This is a genomic window from Nitrincola tibetensis (assembly GCF_003284585.1).
In the GTDB taxonomy this organism is placed as follows: domain Bacteria; phylum Pseudomonadota; class Gammaproteobacteria; order Pseudomonadales; family Balneatricaceae; genus Nitrincola; species Nitrincola tibetensis.
The window spans coordinates 32515-47682 of the sequence record NZ_QKRX01000012.1; the positions used below are offsets into that span (position 1 = coordinate 32515).

Annotated in this window: 16 protein-coding genes; 11 read left to right on the plus strand and 5 right to left on the minus strand. The window is 45.9% G+C overall.

Going from position 1 to position 15168, the window contains the following annotated elements; all coding sequences use genetic code 11:
* Positions 1-37 precede the first annotated feature (37 nt).
* Positions 38-511, plus strand: a complete 474-nt coding sequence (locus DN062_RS14375) for an RDD family protein (RefSeq protein ID WP_112160004.1) — start codon at positions 38-40, stop codon at positions 509-511.
* A gap of 20 nt (positions 512-531) precedes the next feature.
* Here DN062_RS14375 and lptG read toward each other — a convergent pair whose 3' ends face one another.
* Positions 532-1596 carry an LPS export ABC transporter permease LptG gene (gene lptG / locus DN062_RS14380; protein ID WP_112160005.1) on the minus strand — a complete coding sequence of 355 codons (1065 nt, stop codon included), beginning with the start codon at positions 1594-1596 and terminating at the stop codon, positions 532-534.
* Positions 1593-2702 carry an LPS export ABC transporter permease LptF gene (gene lptF / locus DN062_RS14385; RefSeq protein ID WP_112160006.1) on the minus strand — a complete coding sequence of 370 codons (1110 nt, stop codon included), beginning with the start codon at positions 2700-2702 and terminating at the stop codon, positions 1593-1595. Before lptF ends, lptG begins: the two co-directional genes overlap by 4 nt.
* 97 nt (positions 2703-2799) lie before the next feature.
* Between lptF and DN062_RS14390 the strand changes: the two genes are divergently transcribed.
* Both DN062_RS14390 and DN062_RS14395 read left to right on the plus strand, forming a co-directional pair.
* On the plus strand, positions 2800-4317 hold the full coding sequence (locus tag DN062_RS14390; RefSeq protein ID WP_112160007.1) for a leucyl aminopeptidase: 1518 nt from the start codon (positions 2800-2802) through the stop codon (positions 4315-4317).
* On the plus strand, positions 4317-4751 hold the full coding sequence (locus DN062_RS14395; RefSeq protein WP_112160008.1) for a DNA polymerase III subunit chi: 435 nt from the start codon (positions 4317-4319) through the stop codon (positions 4749-4751). Before DN062_RS14390 ends, DN062_RS14395 begins: the two co-directional genes overlap by 1 nt.
* A gap of 99 nt (positions 4752-4850) precedes the next feature.
* Here DN062_RS14395 and DN062_RS14400 read toward each other — a convergent pair whose 3' ends face one another.
* A complete protein-coding gene (locus DN062_RS14400; RefSeq protein ID WP_112160009.1) occupies positions 4851-5312 on the minus strand; it encodes a YccF domain-containing protein in 462 nt (153 codons plus the stop codon).
* Positions 5313-5408: 96 nt separating this feature from the next.
* Here DN062_RS14400 and DN062_RS14405 point away from each other — a divergent pair, with 96 nt between their 5' ends.
* Entirely contained in the window at positions 5409-5777 is a 369-nt protein-coding gene (locus DN062_RS14405; protein WP_112160010.1) for a hypothetical protein, read from the plus strand.
* Between the two features lie 115 nt (positions 5778-5892).
* Positions 5893-8730, plus strand: a complete 2838-nt coding sequence (locus DN062_RS14410) for a valine--tRNA ligase (protein WP_112160011.1) — start codon at positions 5893-5895, stop codon at positions 8728-8730.
* A 197-nt stretch (positions 8731-8927) separates the two neighbouring features.
* Here the strand turns inward: DN062_RS14410 and DN062_RS19100 are convergent, their stop codons facing one another.
* Entirely contained in the window at positions 8928-9059 is a 132-nt protein-coding gene (locus DN062_RS19100) for a hypothetical protein (protein WP_272944811.1), read from the minus strand.
* Between the two features lie 184 nt (positions 9060-9243).
* Between DN062_RS19100 and DN062_RS14415 the strand changes: the two genes are divergently transcribed.
* On the plus strand, positions 9244-9438 hold the full coding sequence (locus tag DN062_RS14415; protein WP_112160012.1) for a hypothetical protein: 195 nt from the start codon (positions 9244-9246) through the stop codon (positions 9436-9438).
* A 28-nt stretch (positions 9439-9466) separates the two neighbouring features.
* On the opposite strand, the gene DN062_RS14420 is transcribed toward DN062_RS14415, so the two are convergent.
* A complete protein-coding gene (locus tag DN062_RS14420; protein ID WP_112160013.1) occupies positions 9467-10582 on the minus strand; it encodes a DUF3541 domain-containing protein in 1116 nt (371 codons plus the stop codon).
* Between the two features lie 329 nt (positions 10583-10911).
* On the opposite strand from DN062_RS14420, the gene DN062_RS14425 reads away from it, so the two are divergent.
* The 5 genes from DN062_RS14425 (at position 10912) to DN062_RS14445 (ending at position 15150) form a co-directional block, all read left to right on the plus strand.
* Positions 10912-11172 carry a hypothetical protein gene (locus DN062_RS14425; RefSeq protein ID WP_036508402.1) on the plus strand — a complete coding sequence of 87 codons (261 nt, stop codon included), beginning with the start codon at positions 10912-10914 and terminating at the stop codon, positions 11170-11172.
* Between the two features lie 94 nt (positions 11173-11266).
* A complete protein-coding gene (locus DN062_RS14430) occupies positions 11267-11893 on the plus strand; it encodes a paraquat-inducible protein A (protein WP_112160014.1) in 627 nt (208 codons plus the stop codon).
* Positions 11886-12515 carry a paraquat-inducible protein A gene (locus tag DN062_RS14435; RefSeq protein ID WP_112160015.1) on the plus strand — a complete coding sequence of 210 codons (630 nt, stop codon included), beginning with the start codon at positions 11886-11888 and terminating at the stop codon, positions 12513-12515. Before DN062_RS14430 ends, DN062_RS14435 begins: the two co-directional genes overlap by 8 nt.
* Positions 12512-14446, plus strand: coding sequence for a PqiB family protein (locus DN062_RS14440; protein ID WP_112160016.1), 1935 nt, complete (start codon positions 12512-12514; stop codon positions 14444-14446). Before DN062_RS14435 ends, DN062_RS14440 begins: the two co-directional genes overlap by 4 nt.
* Positions 14443-15150, plus strand: coding sequence for a hypothetical protein (locus DN062_RS14445; RefSeq protein WP_112160017.1), 708 nt, complete (start codon positions 14443-14445; stop codon positions 15148-15150). Before DN062_RS14440 ends, DN062_RS14445 begins: the two co-directional genes overlap by 4 nt.
* Positions 15151-15168: the final 18 nt, after the last annotated feature.

Genomic DNA, 15168 nt, shown 5'->3' on the forward strand with positions numbered 1-15168 from the left:
GAGCTGGGCATGTCGGTTGAAGTTTGGAACAGACTGTATGCTACTCAATTCCCAGCGGCCATTTCGGGGACCGCAATCAGACATGCGTCCAGCAAGTCTAGCTAAACGCCTTTTGGCTATGCTCTATGATTTCATGATTATTGTCGCGATATGGATGATCACAGGCTTCGCTGCTGTTGGTCTTAACGATGGCGAAGCGGTTGAGGGCCCAGCTCTCAAAAGCGCATTATTCATCATTACCTTTTTGTTTTTCGGTTTCTTTTGGACTCGAAATGGACAAACGCTAGGCATGCAAGCTTGGAGGATTCGAGTACAGTCTCTTGGTGGCTATAAGCTCACATGGACTCAATCTCTCTTGCGTTTCTTCTTAGCCGCTCTATCAATACTCTGCTTTGGCTTAGGCTATATTTGGATGTTATTCAATGACGAGAAGCTGACATGGCATGATAAGCTTTCCGAGAGCTGTGTTGTTCAGCTACCTAAAATTATTGACACAAAAGACGCCTCTTGAATACCCAAAAAGAGCAGGTATCAACCTGCTCTTTTTAAGAGTAACGATCCCACCATGACACTAATCAATATCGGCAGGAGGGTTGCGAATAATGGCGGAAAGCCAAATACGCTACTGGCAGGCCCCAGTAAATCTTGCCCAAACTTAAACACCAGGCCTATCACAACCCCTGTAATGATTCTTTGCCCAACCGACACACTTCGCAAAGGCCCGAAGATAAAGGAAACTCCAATCAACACCAATGCCCCAATTGACAAAGGTTGTAACAACTTTGCCCAGAAAGCCAATTGATAGGTATCCGCTTTCACACCTTGAGCTTCTAGATATGTCGAATATTCATATAAACCGGTTATGGATAAGTCTCCTGGTTCCACAACCACTACGGCCAGAAGCTCAGGTGTTAAACCACTATCCCATCGCTCTTGCAGTCGTGATTCAGACCGAACCTCATTTTCAGATAAAAATGAATGCTCTATTGAACGAAGAAGCCAATAGCCCTGAGGGTCATATTCAGCACTTTGTGCAAAACTGCTTTCACGCAGTTGTTTATTATCATCAAACAAGTAGCGGGTGATGCCATGTAATTTCTCTCCTGACTCAACGGCATTAATATGAATAAACATACTGCCTTCCTTATGCCAAAGACCCGCGCGTGAAAACACCATGCCACCGCCCGCCATTGCAACAGCTCTAACGCTTTGAGCACGTTGCTCTGTCATTGGCGCAACATACTGACCCAACAACATACCGCCCAGAGCCAGTAGCGCAACAGGCTTAAAAACAGCCAAAAGAATTCGAGCCGTTGAAAAGCCTGCGGCCCTCATAACAGTCAGCTCACTGTGAGATGCCAGCAAGCCTAATCCAAGCATAGCACCCACCAAACTGCTCATCGGTATAAACTCGTAAACCCGTCGCGGAAAGGTCCAAGCCACATATGACATAGCCCCAGACAGGGTATAAAAGTCATTGAGGTTACTCAGTTGATCCAAAAAGGCCATGAGGCAATCAAGACCAATAATCACCAACAATACCAACAAAATTGACCGCAAGACATGCCCTATGATGTAGCGTTCCATCAAACTCATGCTGCTACCTTCCTACGCGCCCTTCCCAATACAAGAGCGACACTATAACGCCCAATCCGCCCCCAAAACTCAGAGAGCGCGATCAAATTAAATGCCAAGCAAATAAAACCTAAGTGAACAATCCAAATAATCGCCGGATGCCCTCCTTTTTCAATCGCGGACCGCGCCGTTGTCAGTAACCCAACGTATAGCAAATACCCCAAAATAGCTGGAATGAGTCGCGCAAAACGCCCCTGCCTTGGATGCGCATGGCTTAACGGAACAGCAATCAACGCAACCACTAATGCAAGCACAGGCAATGACAAACGCCAATGCAATGCAGCCTTTGCTTTCGGATCCGTTTGTTGCATCAACTGCAATGTCGGGATGGCGTCCGTGTCACTAATTTCATGACTAAAATCAGGCTCCGGTAACAAAATACCATATTCACGATACGCAATTTCTGTAAATGCCAGATCGCCCGGGCGTCCATCGTAACGATAGCCATTATGCAACACTAAAAAACGCTGATTCTGCTCTGTCAGTAATCGACGCTCAGCGGCCTCAGCAAATAACAGCACTGGTGCTCCGTCTTTACTCTGTTGCGCAACAAATACTTGCATAAGCCGCTCATCTTCAAAGCGTTCCGCATAGGTCACTTGCCCTTGTCCTTGCGACAAAAAACGCCCGGGAGTCAACATATCCAACTCACTACGCGACTCTTGTTGAAGAAAGACCTGATTGGCTTGAGATAGACCGTAGGGTGTTAGCCATAGGGATAAACTTGCCACTAATGCACTGATAAAAAGTGCAGGCCCAAGAGTATAGGTGACCAAACGACGAGTACTAAACCCAGCAGCCCTCATGACAACCATTTCACTGTCGAGATAAAGACGACCGTAACCCAACAGCACACCAAGAAACAGTCCCAGGGGGAGTAACAACTCAAGAAAACCCGGCATGCGATAAAGTAAAATTAAAAATACCGCCATGGCTTCTAATTTACCCGCCGCTGCATCTGCAAGGTATTTAGCCAGTCGTGCACTGATAATGATTAACATCAGCACGGATGTGACAGCAAAGGTACTGATTCCAACTTCACGGAATAAATAACGAAATAAGATCAAGACATAATCCTAGTCGAGAGCATAGAGATAAAGGATACAAATGGTTTATAGTGGTATTATCTCTTAATCGCATTTGAATGTCTTGCTTGGAGCCCACATGTTTTTTGAAATCGTGAATGACAGCCCCGTTAGTTTAAACGCTGACTGCTTAGTCATCGGCCTCGAAGCCGATGGCAAACTAACACCCACAGCCACCGCTGTTGACCAAGCCTCAAACGGGCACTTAAGCCAACTGATCAAGATGGGCGATCTGACTGGGAAAGCAGGCGAGCAGCAAATGCTGTTTAATCTGCCCGGCATTGCCAGCCCACGCGTATTGGTTGTTGGCTTAGGCAAATCCGATGAGCGCAAAGATAGACACTTTCGCAAGCTCGCCAAAGGCCTTGATGCCACACTTACCAAACTCTCCTGCAAGCATGTCGTGCTGGCACTAGACGGTTTAGCCAGTGAGCACCAAGACATTTACCGCCAAACACGCTTACTTGTTGAATGGATCTCCACTGACTTTTATCAGTACGACACGACAAAGAGCAAAAAAGCTGAGCCCACTCGGATAGAGCAGTTGTCAATTCATCTTGAAGAAAGCTTAACCGAACTCGGCGAAAGCGCTCTTCTAGATGGTGTTGCAATTTCGAATGGTATTAATGCCGCCAGAGAACTGGGCAACCTTCCCGGCAATATTTGCACACCGACCTACCTTGCCAATAAAGCCAAAGCACTTGAAAGCGAGTTCGATACACTCAAAGTCAAAGTGCTTGAAGAAGACGACATGGACAAACTCGGTATGCACAGCCTGCTGTCTGTAGGACGTGGCAGTGCCGAGCCATCAAAGTTGATTGTTATAAAATACATGGGTGGCGATAAAAATGACGCCCCTCACGTATTGGTTGGCAAAGGCATCACGTTTGATACTGGCGGTATCAGCTTGAAGCCTGGAGCTGGCATGGATGAAATGAAGTTTGATATGTGTGGTGCCGCAAGCGTACTTGGAACCATTGAAGCAGCAGCTGAAATGCAACTTCCTTTGAACATCATTGCCATCGTTGCCGCCGCTGAGAACATGCCAGGTAGCAAAGCCACTAAGCCTGGCGATGTCGTTACAACACTTTCTGGCCAAACCGTTGAGATATTAAATACCGATGCTGAAGGCCGTTTGGTGCTGTGCGATGCTCTGACCTATGCAGAGCGCTTCAAGCCTGCAAGTGTTATCGATGTTGCAACCCTTACTGGCGCTTGCATTATTGCTCTCGGACACCAAGCATCTGGGTTGTTATCCAACAATGATACCCTGGCTGAAAACCTCCTTAAAGCCGGTGACTATGCATCAGATCGCGCATGGCCTCTGCCTTTATGGGATGAGTACCAAGATTTACTCGACTCAAACTTTGCCGATATGGCGAACATTGGCGGACGCTCAGCTGGCACCATCACTGCCGCATGCTTCTTATCACGCTTCACAAAAGCTTATCCTTGGGCTCACTTAGATATCGCAGGCGTTGCATGGAACAGCAATGGCAAAGAAAAAGGTGCAACCGGACGTTGCGTTCCTTTACTTTGCCAATACTTGATCGATCTAGCAGAAAGCATTGATATGCCAGAGCATGATCATCACTAATGGCGAGAGCTGATTTTTATATTCTGCCTCAAGCAGATGAACGTAGTCGTTTTACGTTCATCTGTCGGGTCTGCGAAAAAGCACTTGAACAGGGATTGAAGGTCTATATCTACACCCGCGATCCTGCTCAAGCTGAGTATTTAGATCGCTTTATGTGGGCCTACCGCGAAGACAGCTTTTTACCGCATCATCGCATTGGAGACACACCCAGCGCGCCGATCAGTATTGGCTGGGGGGAGCTTGTGCCCGATCACCGATCGCTTTTTATCAATGCTGCCGACCAACTCATTGAACTGGCCTTTGAGTTTGATCGTATAGCGGAGATCGTTGTACAGGATCAAAACTTGCTGGATGCATCGCGTCAGAATTATGTTCGTTGCCGTGATCTTGGCTATGAACTTAATCGTGTGGACATGAGGCAACGACAAACCTGATCAATCATCAGCTCAGGCAGTCGAATGCAGGCATGAGTTAAACTTCGCCCACCAAAAACGGCTAATCTCTAAGCCTTCTTAGAAGGTTAGCCAATATTCTTAGCGCTTGTTACGTATATGCACAAGATTTGAGCTCGCGTTTTGCATCCGCACGGCCTCTGCCATTTCACAAGTCACAACCGTTTTACCAATTGGTGCTAGAGCTATGCCCGCGAGCTTTAAATGCTGAATCGAAAACGGAATACCGATAATCGTCATAAAGCACAATACGGCTGCAAACACATGTCCAATCGCCAACCAGATACCCGCAAAAATAAACCAAATAATATTGCCTAATCCACCCAATACGCCTGTGCCTATATCGGGTTGTTGATACAACTCCTCTCGGCTGATTGCTTCCTTACCAAAAGGAAAGAATGAGAACTGCCCCATTACAAAACATGCCCGCCCCCATGGAATACCAACCAGTGTGATAAATGCGAATACACCCACTATCCACCAGAGCAATCCCATGAATACACCACCCAATACAAACCAAAGAAAATTACCTATTACTCGCATATTTCGCTCTATCGATTCCTTAACACGTTGAGCGTATGCTATGCCTTTTAGACAAACGAATCTATTCAATTAATCAAACTGAACTGGAGCACTTCGATGGTTCATCTTACCTTGAAAAATCTTGGGCTATTGAGCCTACTGCTCACCTTCACCCTCAACGTAAATGCAAGCGAGTATTGGACTGGAGGTATTGGTTTAGAATCTCGCCAGGAAGCACCGCAAAAAAATACTCGCTTTGAGTTCTTTGATCAAAGCCGAGCTTACATTGCAGATATTGATTTTACGATTACCAACTCAACAGGTGATACCCTTGTGGAAGGACTCGCAACAGGACCTTGGCTTATTTTAGAACTACCGGATGGCTTATATACCTTCACAGGCATCCAGCGCGAAACTAAAGAGCAACGCCGCCACCCTTTTTCAGCTCGCCAAGGTCAGCCTCAAACGCACAGAATACAGTACTAATCCCTTACAACCCTACACCCTCTCTTGATGAGTCGTTATAATGTCGAGTTTTCCGGAACATCGTATTATAACGATCGAACACCCCCGGCCCGATTATTAAATGACCGAGAGCAGCATGGATAAGACCTATCAGCCACAAGATATTGAACGCACCTGGTACGAAAAATGGGAAAAAAGCAGTTACTTCGCCCCATCTGGTCAGGGTGAAGCCTATAGCATCATGATTCCACCTCCCAACGTTACCGGCAGTTTGCACATGGGTCATGCCTTCCAAGACACCATCATGGACTGCTTAATTCGTCATCAACGTATGTTGGGGAAAAACACTCTGTGGCAAGCAGGAACCGACCATGCCGGTATCGCAACGCAAATGCTGGTTGAGCGCAAACTGGCTGCGGAAGAAGGCAAAACTCGCCACGATCTAGGCCGTGAAGCCTTTATCGATAAGATCTGGGAATGGAAGGAAGAGTCCGGTGGTACCATTACGCGCCAGCTGCGACGCATGGGGGCTTCCATCGACTGGACACGTGAGCGCTTCACCATGGATGAGGGCTTTTACAAAGCCGTACAAGAAGTGTTTGTACGCTTGTACGACGACAAACTCATTTACCGTGGAAAACGACTCGTCAACTGGGACTGCAAACTTCACACAGCTATTTCTGATCTAGAGGTTGAAAATAAAGACCAGTCGGGTCATTTATGGCATTTCCGCTACCCTCTTGCCGATGGCATGAAAACCGCAGATGGTAAAAACTATATTGTTGTTGCCACCACTCGTCCAGAAACGATGTTGGGCGACACTGCCGTTGCTGTAAACCCCACAGATAAACGCTACCTATCCCTTCAGGGCCAATTTGTAGAGCTGCCCCTTGTCGGACGCCGCATCCCTATTATCGCAGATGACTATGTTGATGCAGAGTTTGGTTCCGGTTGCGTCAAAATCACTCCGGCTCATGACTTCAATGACTATGAAGTAGGCAAACGTCATCAGTTACCCATGATTAACATTTTGGACCCTAACGGTGCAATTTTAACCCGCGCCGAGGTCTACAACAGCGATGGTAGTTTAAACGGCGAACTGGACGACAGACTCCCCGAAAACTATCATCTGCTTGATCGCTTTGATGCCCGTAAACGAATCGTTGAAGAATTTGATCAACTTGGTTTACTTGAAAAAATTGATGAGCACGCCTTAAAAGTTCCATACGGCGACCGCTCGGGCGTTGTGATCGAGCCACTGCTCACTGATCAATGGTTTGTCGCTGTTGCCGATCTTGCCAAACCCGCTATTGAAGCGGTAGAACAAGGCGACATACAATTTGTTCCAAAGCAATACGAGAACATGTACTTTTCGTGGATGCGTGATTTACAAGACTGGTGTATTTCACGTCAACTCTGGTGGGGACATCGCATACCCGCTTGGTACGATGACTCAGGAAATGTTTATGTTGCCCGTACAGAAGCCGAAGCGCGTGAAAAGTATCAGCTGGGTCACGACCTCCCCTTAACACAAGACAATGATGTCCTAGACACTTGGTTCTCTTCCGCTCTTTGGACCTTTGGAACCCTAGGGTGGCCAGAAAAAACACCTGAGCTGGAAACCTTCCACCCAAGCAGTGTGCTGGTGACAGGGTTTGATATCATTTTCTTCTGGGTTGCCAGAATGATCATGTTCACCCTCAAGTTCACAGATCAAGTTCCCTTCAAAAAGGTCTACGTGCACGGGCTGGTGCGTGATCAAGAAGGCCAGAAGATGTCGAAATCGAAAGGCAACGTCCTTGACCCCTTAGATCTGATTGACGGTATTGAGCTGGAAACTCTCGTTGAAAAACGCACTGGCAACATGATGCAACCTCAGTTGGCCAAAAAGATTGAAGCTCAAACACGTAAGCATTTCCCAGAAGGCATTGCCCCCTACGGCACAGATGCATTGCGCTTCACCTTTTTGTCTTTGGCCTCTACAGGCCGTGACATCAAGTTTGACATGAATCGTATGGAAGGCTACCGGAACTTCTGCAATAAGCTCTGGAATGCGACACGCTATGTGCTAATGAACACGGAAAACCAAGACTGTGGAATTCAGGGGGAAGCGGTTGAGCTCTCGTTGGCAGACCGTTGGATTATCTCAAGACTGCAAGAAACCGAAGCGCAAATCGCCAAGCATTTTGAAGAGTATCGCTTTGATTTACTCTCAAATGCGCTATATGAGTTCGTCTGGAATGAATACTGCGACTGGTATCTTGAACTGTCAAAACCAGTACTCTGGGACGAGCATGCCTCCGCCGAACGACTTCGTGGCACACGTCGCACGCTAGTTCGCGTTCTTGAAGCCATACTGCGTTTAGCGCACCCGATGATGCCGTATATCACTGAAGAAATCTGGCAGAAAGTAGGTCCTTTAGCCGGTAAAACGGGTGATACTCTGATGCTACAGCCCTACCCAATCGCTGAGCCTCATAAAATAGATACCCAAGCCAATAGCGATATTGAATGGCTAAAAGGCGTGATGCTGGCCATCCGTAATATCCGTGGCGAAATGAATATTGGTCCTGGCAAGGCTATTTCAGTTCTCCTGCGAAATACGGACGCTGAAGATGAACGACGCCTCAAAGTAACCGAATCTTTGTTAATTAAACTGGCAAAACTCGACAGCATAGAGCGCCTGGCAACAGATGCAGATGCCCCTATGTCAGCAACGGGTCTCGTGGGCACGATGGAAATTTTAGTGCCAATGGCAGGCTTGATTGATAAAGCCGCTGAGCTCGCCCGCTTGAACAAAGAGATCGAGAAGCTGAATAAAGAAATTGAACGCTTAGGGGGCAAGCTATCGAACGAAGGCTTTGTCAGCAAAGCACCTGCGGAAGTGGTAGCCAAAGAGAAGGAAAAGCTAGCGGATATGCAAGCAGCCTGCTCACGTTTATCAGAGCAAAAAGCATCGATTGAAGCTATGTAAGCTTTAAACATCTTAAGGCGCTGAGTTTTTCTAAAAAGCTCAGTGTCTTATCTAACTCAAGAAAACCGAAACAAAAAATTCCCTGCTCGCCTAACACCAGCAGGGATACATAGCGTCTCTCGCCCCAACTCTCAACAGTCTTTTTAATTGACGATCAGCGACCCTACAAAAAAATAATCCTGGCACAGTTAACACATTTACTTCTTTTGATCTTCGTTCATTAATTGACGCATCTTCACACCCGCCCAAATCATAGCAGCGGTAATACCCACCACGCCGATCAAACTTGGAACTAAAACCTCTAAACTGTGAACATCGATACCAAACATAACCCACCTCTCTAAGACTCTTTAGCGTATAGGAGTAGGTTACTTGGATTGAACTGGTCATATATTGATCTAACTCAACGAACGGGCCTATTCTGCTCAATGAGAGCAAAGACTTTTGTCTTTTCCTCAATATGGCTCAAGCTAGTCTATACTGAACATGAATGAATCGTTTTTTGGAGGACTTATGAGCAAACTTAATCAGCGCTGGACACCTGACCAGCTTTTAAAAATGAATGAAGAAAGCTTCATGGTGGAAGTACTCGACATGATTAAATTCTCACCTGAAATAGATGACACAGATGCTCAGGTGAACACAATGAAACAAAAGCTAACCTTGATTGAGGAGATGATTCAAACAAGGTTAGCCACTAAAAAATAACGCTACTACCACCCCACGAGGAGGCTCGTTATTCTTCAATTAAGATCCACTCTTCAGGTAAGGATATCTGTTCAGGCAAGAACCTAGGCCCTGGTACGAGTACATCTGGCCAAGCTAGCAGCATGATGGCCAAAACATTACGATGCTCTCCTCGCTCTAGGTGAAAAACACCCTCTGGCGAGGGGATCATACGATGGCCAGCATCAAAACTTTGCATCAACGCCTCTTGAATCTTTGTAACAACCTCAGGTTCAGGATTACTCAGCAACATTAAACTGATTCCAACTTCTGCCAGTATATCTTCGGTAGAATCTCGCAATAGTTGCTCAATATTCTTAATAAAATACTCGGCTATCCAACCTAACGCGCCTTCATCAGCAAGCTGTTGATAGTAATGGCTGTCAGCAATGACAACATGTGTTAACCCATAAATCTTATTTCGATATTGGCTAAGGCTCAGAACAGGATCCCGCTCAGCAGGGTATATATTTTGGAAAGCTGAAAGAAAATCATCCCGATAGTCGGCGATACCTAATTGGTGCAAAAACCAAGCTATATTGGCCGCCTGAGCCGCGTAATGTTGAATGGCATCAGGGTGCGTCACGAGCCCTAGAAAGTCAGCCTCTGAAAGCACTTGATACACACGCTCAGACTCTTCACCCAGAGCCCAATCCAGAACCCCATAATACTCAAGCTGAATGAGCTTAAACAACAAACTGCGTGCAAAGGCCATTCCCTCGAATTCAGACAACAACTGCGCACGCTGAACTTGCCTCTCAGTTCTTCGGGGCATTGTCTCAAGCATCTGTTCATTTCGGAACTGAGCATAGTATTCATCGGCTATTAACCCATCGATATCCTGGCGAACACTTTTAACAAGGTTTCCAGCGTACAAACGATTGTAGAACAAATAATCCGGATCACCCGTGATTCGATACAAACGTTGAGCATAATGACGTTGCTTGGAGAGTGGTAGACTGTGCATTTCAGACTCATATCGATCTCGAATGAGTTCGGCAACCTCCAACCTAGTAAGCTGCTGTGAGGTCGATGCTCCTGTGCAGCCAGTCGCAAGCAGCGCAACGAGCACAACCATACCGAATAATCGAAACGACAAGCACGACAAGGGGCTAAAACGGCTCATACACTCTCCTAATACAACACACTATATTCTTCATATTAAATCACACCATCAAATATTTAAAACAATATTTTAAATTAAATTTTGAATAATCAAAAATAATTTAAGATAGTTCAAAATTAATTTTCAATTAATTATTTATCTTTAAAACAGCTTGTCATTCAAAAACTTACCACCATAAAAACACTTAAATCGCTTTTTAATTACAGGAAAATTCATTTAAAATCAACAATTTAATCTTAATGAAAAATCTATTTTAATTTGCAAGCTATCAATAACTTCTTTAAAATAGTCATAAATTAATTTAGAGCATTCGAGATAGGCTTTTAACTATGCAAGAAAAGGAAATACGATTGCTTTTTAAGGCAGGAGTCTTTGAGTCGTGTCAGGCCATTCCTGTCTCTATGTCACGAGGATGGACACTCAAATTTATTACAAAAGACAAAGAAGTGATCACACTAAACCTTCAAAGAGCCAACTCGGAACGAGAGTTCAAAAGCCTAGACGGAGCATCAGCTGTCGCCAAGCGCATTGGATTTGATTGGCTAAATGTGCAAATTGGCGAGTTACAATGGCGAGAAAAAGTTTCTTAAATGCAAGAATGAAACCGAACGCCAACTAGACAACTCTAACACTAAAACTAACGGGCTTGATTTGGATGAGTTAAGGCTTACATATTGAACGCAAATGGACAAAATCACAGAAACTGAGCATTTGATTGCCTGCAACGAGTGCGACTTACTATTGGAGCGTCCTGTAATACTGGATAGCCAAAAAGCCAAGTGCCCTCGCTGTGGTTCAACGCTTATTTCTGCCCGTCACAACAGCATTGAACGTACACTGGCCTTATCGATTGCGGGTATGATCTTGATCTTTCCAGCCAATCTTTTCCCTTTACTCACGTTTGAGCTAATGGGGCGCGCGCAATCCCAAACAATTTTTTCAAGTGCCATGGGATTTTACTACGACGGCTTATGGCCTCTAGCCGTTCTTGTACTGATGTTTACGATCCTCGTGCCTGCCTGCAAACTACTGCTACTTTTTTGGGTCAGTTTTTCATTGCAATTTTCTATTCGACTACCGGCAAGACGCTTTGCGCTTCGTAGCTATCAGCATCTTGATGAATGGGGAATGCTTGAAGTCTATTTAGTTGGTGTATTGGTATCAATCATAAAGCTAGCCTCCATGGCAACACTGGTCCCTGGCTTAGGTATTTTTTGCTTAGGTGCGTTAATTTTAGTCACCACAATGAGTTCTTCAATGCTCGACACCGATCTGTTCTGGCATAAAATTGGAGAGGCCGACAATGATTAACACCGGACAATCGGCCGCATCGCAGGGCTTGCAGAGTTGCCACGACTGCCACGCACTCTGGAGACTATCTGACCAAAACACACATTGCCGACGCTGCGGCTCGGCATTACACCTACGAAAACCGAACGCCATGCCTTTAACTTGGGCGCTCTTATTAACCAGCACTTTTTTACTTATCCCTGCCAACATGTTGCCCATAATGATGATTACCAGTCTTGGCCGTGGCGAGCCTGCTACGATACTGGGAGGTGTAATCGACCTCATTGATTTAGGAATGTATGGCATTGCCTTTGTCGTGCTTGCCGCTAGCATTTTAATCCCTGTCGGTAAAATTATTGGACTTTTGATTATGCTAGTCACACTTCAATTTGGATTGACGACAAACATGCAACAGAAAATGATGATGTTTAGAATGGTACACTGGATTGGCCGCTGGTCCATGCTCGACATTTTTGTAGTTGCTGTTTTAGTGGCGTTGGTTCAAATGGGCAATTTAGCACAAATCAGCGGCCAACTCGGCGCAACCGCATTCGCGGGCGTTGTCATCTTCACAATGTTAGCCGCCAATGCCTTTGACACCCGTTTAATATGGGATAAACATCCGGGAACCGACTCAGAATGACTGATTCAGATAAAACGACGTCCCAAAACCGAGCTGTTATTAGACAACACCGAGGTCCTTCCGTTGTATGGCTCCTCCCCTTATTGGCGGCTATTATTGCAGGCTGGCTGGTCTATAAAAGCTATACTGAGTCGGGCATTATGATTTCAGTTGTATTTGACTCTGCTGAAGGTCTTGAAGCCGGAAAAACCAGAGTGATGTACAAGGGACTTCCAGCAGGTGAAATTCGAAACCTAACGCTCAACGAAGACTTGCAAAGCATCACAGCCCTCATTGAAATGAATATCAATACCGAGAACATGCTCACCGAGAACACCCTATTCTGGCTTGTTAAGCCTCAAGTGTCCTTATCTGGCGTCAGCGGCCTAGAAACACTCATATCGGGCTACTACATTGGTATACAACCCTCTGAAGGTGAAGCAAAGCGCAATTTTACGGCTCTAACCTCTCCGCCGCCACCGGAACGCGATGAGCAAGGGCTTTACATTACACTCTACACCGATAGCGCTCGCTCTATCCAAACAGGATCACCTGTGTATTTCAGAAACATAGAAGCGGGACGTGTGATCGAATACACCCTATCGCCCTCAGGTGAAGAAGTGCTAATTGATGTCTATATCCAACCCGAATTCACCGCTTGGGTAACAGAGCGGTCTCGTTTTTGGAATGCCAGCGGCATCGAGATAGATAGCAATCTTCCTGACTTTTCGGTACGAGTGGGATCCTTAATGTCGATCCTCACGGGAGGGATTCATTTCGATTCCCCCTCCTTTGGCACACCTAAGGCTGCGGTGAATGGCGATAGATTCCCTCTCTATCCAGATATGGAAAGCTCACGAGACGATCTTGCTTATCAGCCTGCAGGCTTTGAGGGTATCTCATTCAGGTTGCGCGCAGACAGCCTAGGTTCCATCCAGCGCGGATCACCTATTTTATTTAAAGGCATTAAAGTTGGACAAGTAACCGGTTATCAACTGAACACTTCTGATCACTCCGTGACTATTTATGCCAGCTTACGCCAGCGATACAGCCAACTCGTCAAACGCGACTCACGTTTTTGGAATATCAGCGGTATTCGCTCCAGCTTTAACCTACAATCTGGATTTTCACTTGAAACTGAGGGGCTCAAACCACTCATCTCCGGCGGAATCGCATTTGATACGACAGATGGCCCATCCGCTCAAGCAGGCCAAACGTTCAAACTGTTTAACTCAGAGACAGAGAGCCTAAGCAATACACTGGCCATTACCTTAGAGTTCCCCCCGGGTCCCAGCTTATTGGCGGGAAGTCAGATTCGATTCCGTAATCAGCCTGTTGGCGAAATTGTGTCTGTCGAGCTGTCAGGGTCCGATGGAAGCCTCTTGGCGCGCGCACTTCTATTCGAACAGGGTTTCTTTTTAGCACGACAGGGTACACGCTTCTGGATTGAAGCGCCCCAAATTGGTCTTTCGGGCATTCAAAACCCAAGTGCATTAGTGTTTGGCAATCACGTTGCCGTTGCGCCTGGTATAGGAGAAAACACACAAACACATTTCATTGCCCTGACAGAAGCGCCCGTATTTCAACCGAAACCAGGCCTAAACCTAGTTCTAACAGCCCCCTCTCTTGGATCGTTAAACCTAAACAGCAAACTCTTCTACCGCGGCATCAGCATCGGCGAGGTGATCGGCTTTCAACTAAGCCGAGAAGGACATAGAGTCGAGATTTATGTCAATATTTCACCTCGCTATCAACATTTGATTACTCAATCGACACAATTCAGGAATATTGGTGGCATTCGAGCCAGTGCCAGCTTGTTCAAGGGTGTTGATATTGATGCGCCCAGCATTGAAACACTGCTATCCGGTGGAATTGAGATCGAAATACCCTACGAAGATGCCCCAGCAACTGAAGGGCTTCACTTTCCGTTACAACCCGCGAGCCGCCAATGATCCAGAAAAGAACTCTTTATTACAGCTTAGCCTTCCTTTGTATTTTAAGCCTAACAGGCTGTAGCACCCCTGCTGGTGATCGTCCCTTTTACATTAAAAATCTTGCAAAATCAGACATAGACTTAGTTGCTGACGCGCACATTGATGAAATTAATCGCTTGTCACGTGAGCTTACGATTAAGCTTTATCAACGCAATCCACGCGAATTAGCCAAGGCGCCAGCGGGAACATCCATTGATGACCGCCTTGCCTTAATATTCAACACACCTAGAATTATCAACCATCCAGAACTTTTTTATCGATACGGCATCGATAGCTTTCCGTTGGTCTTTGATCCGAATTTCACAGGTGACCGAGTGTTTGCACTGATGATTGGTATCAGCGGTATGTTTCACGCCGCATACAACTATCAGGACCAATTCTTTTTATTCGACTCACTAGATCAACAAAAACTCTATAACAGTGCACGCAATCTTGAGATTATCATCTGGCGCTTAAGCCATTTAAAACTACCTTCTGGTGAACCCTTCTTATTGACCAATGGCGTCAGTGACGACGGCATCTTTAACCTTAGCTTCGAGCGTTTGTTCGGAAAAATGATTGCCCATCAAGACATGATGGCACGCATCATTTCAGACAAAACAAACCGAACCGTCAATAAAGCCTTTTTCAGTTTGGCCACTACAGCGCTTTTCCCGATATAACAGCTACTCGTTTAAAGT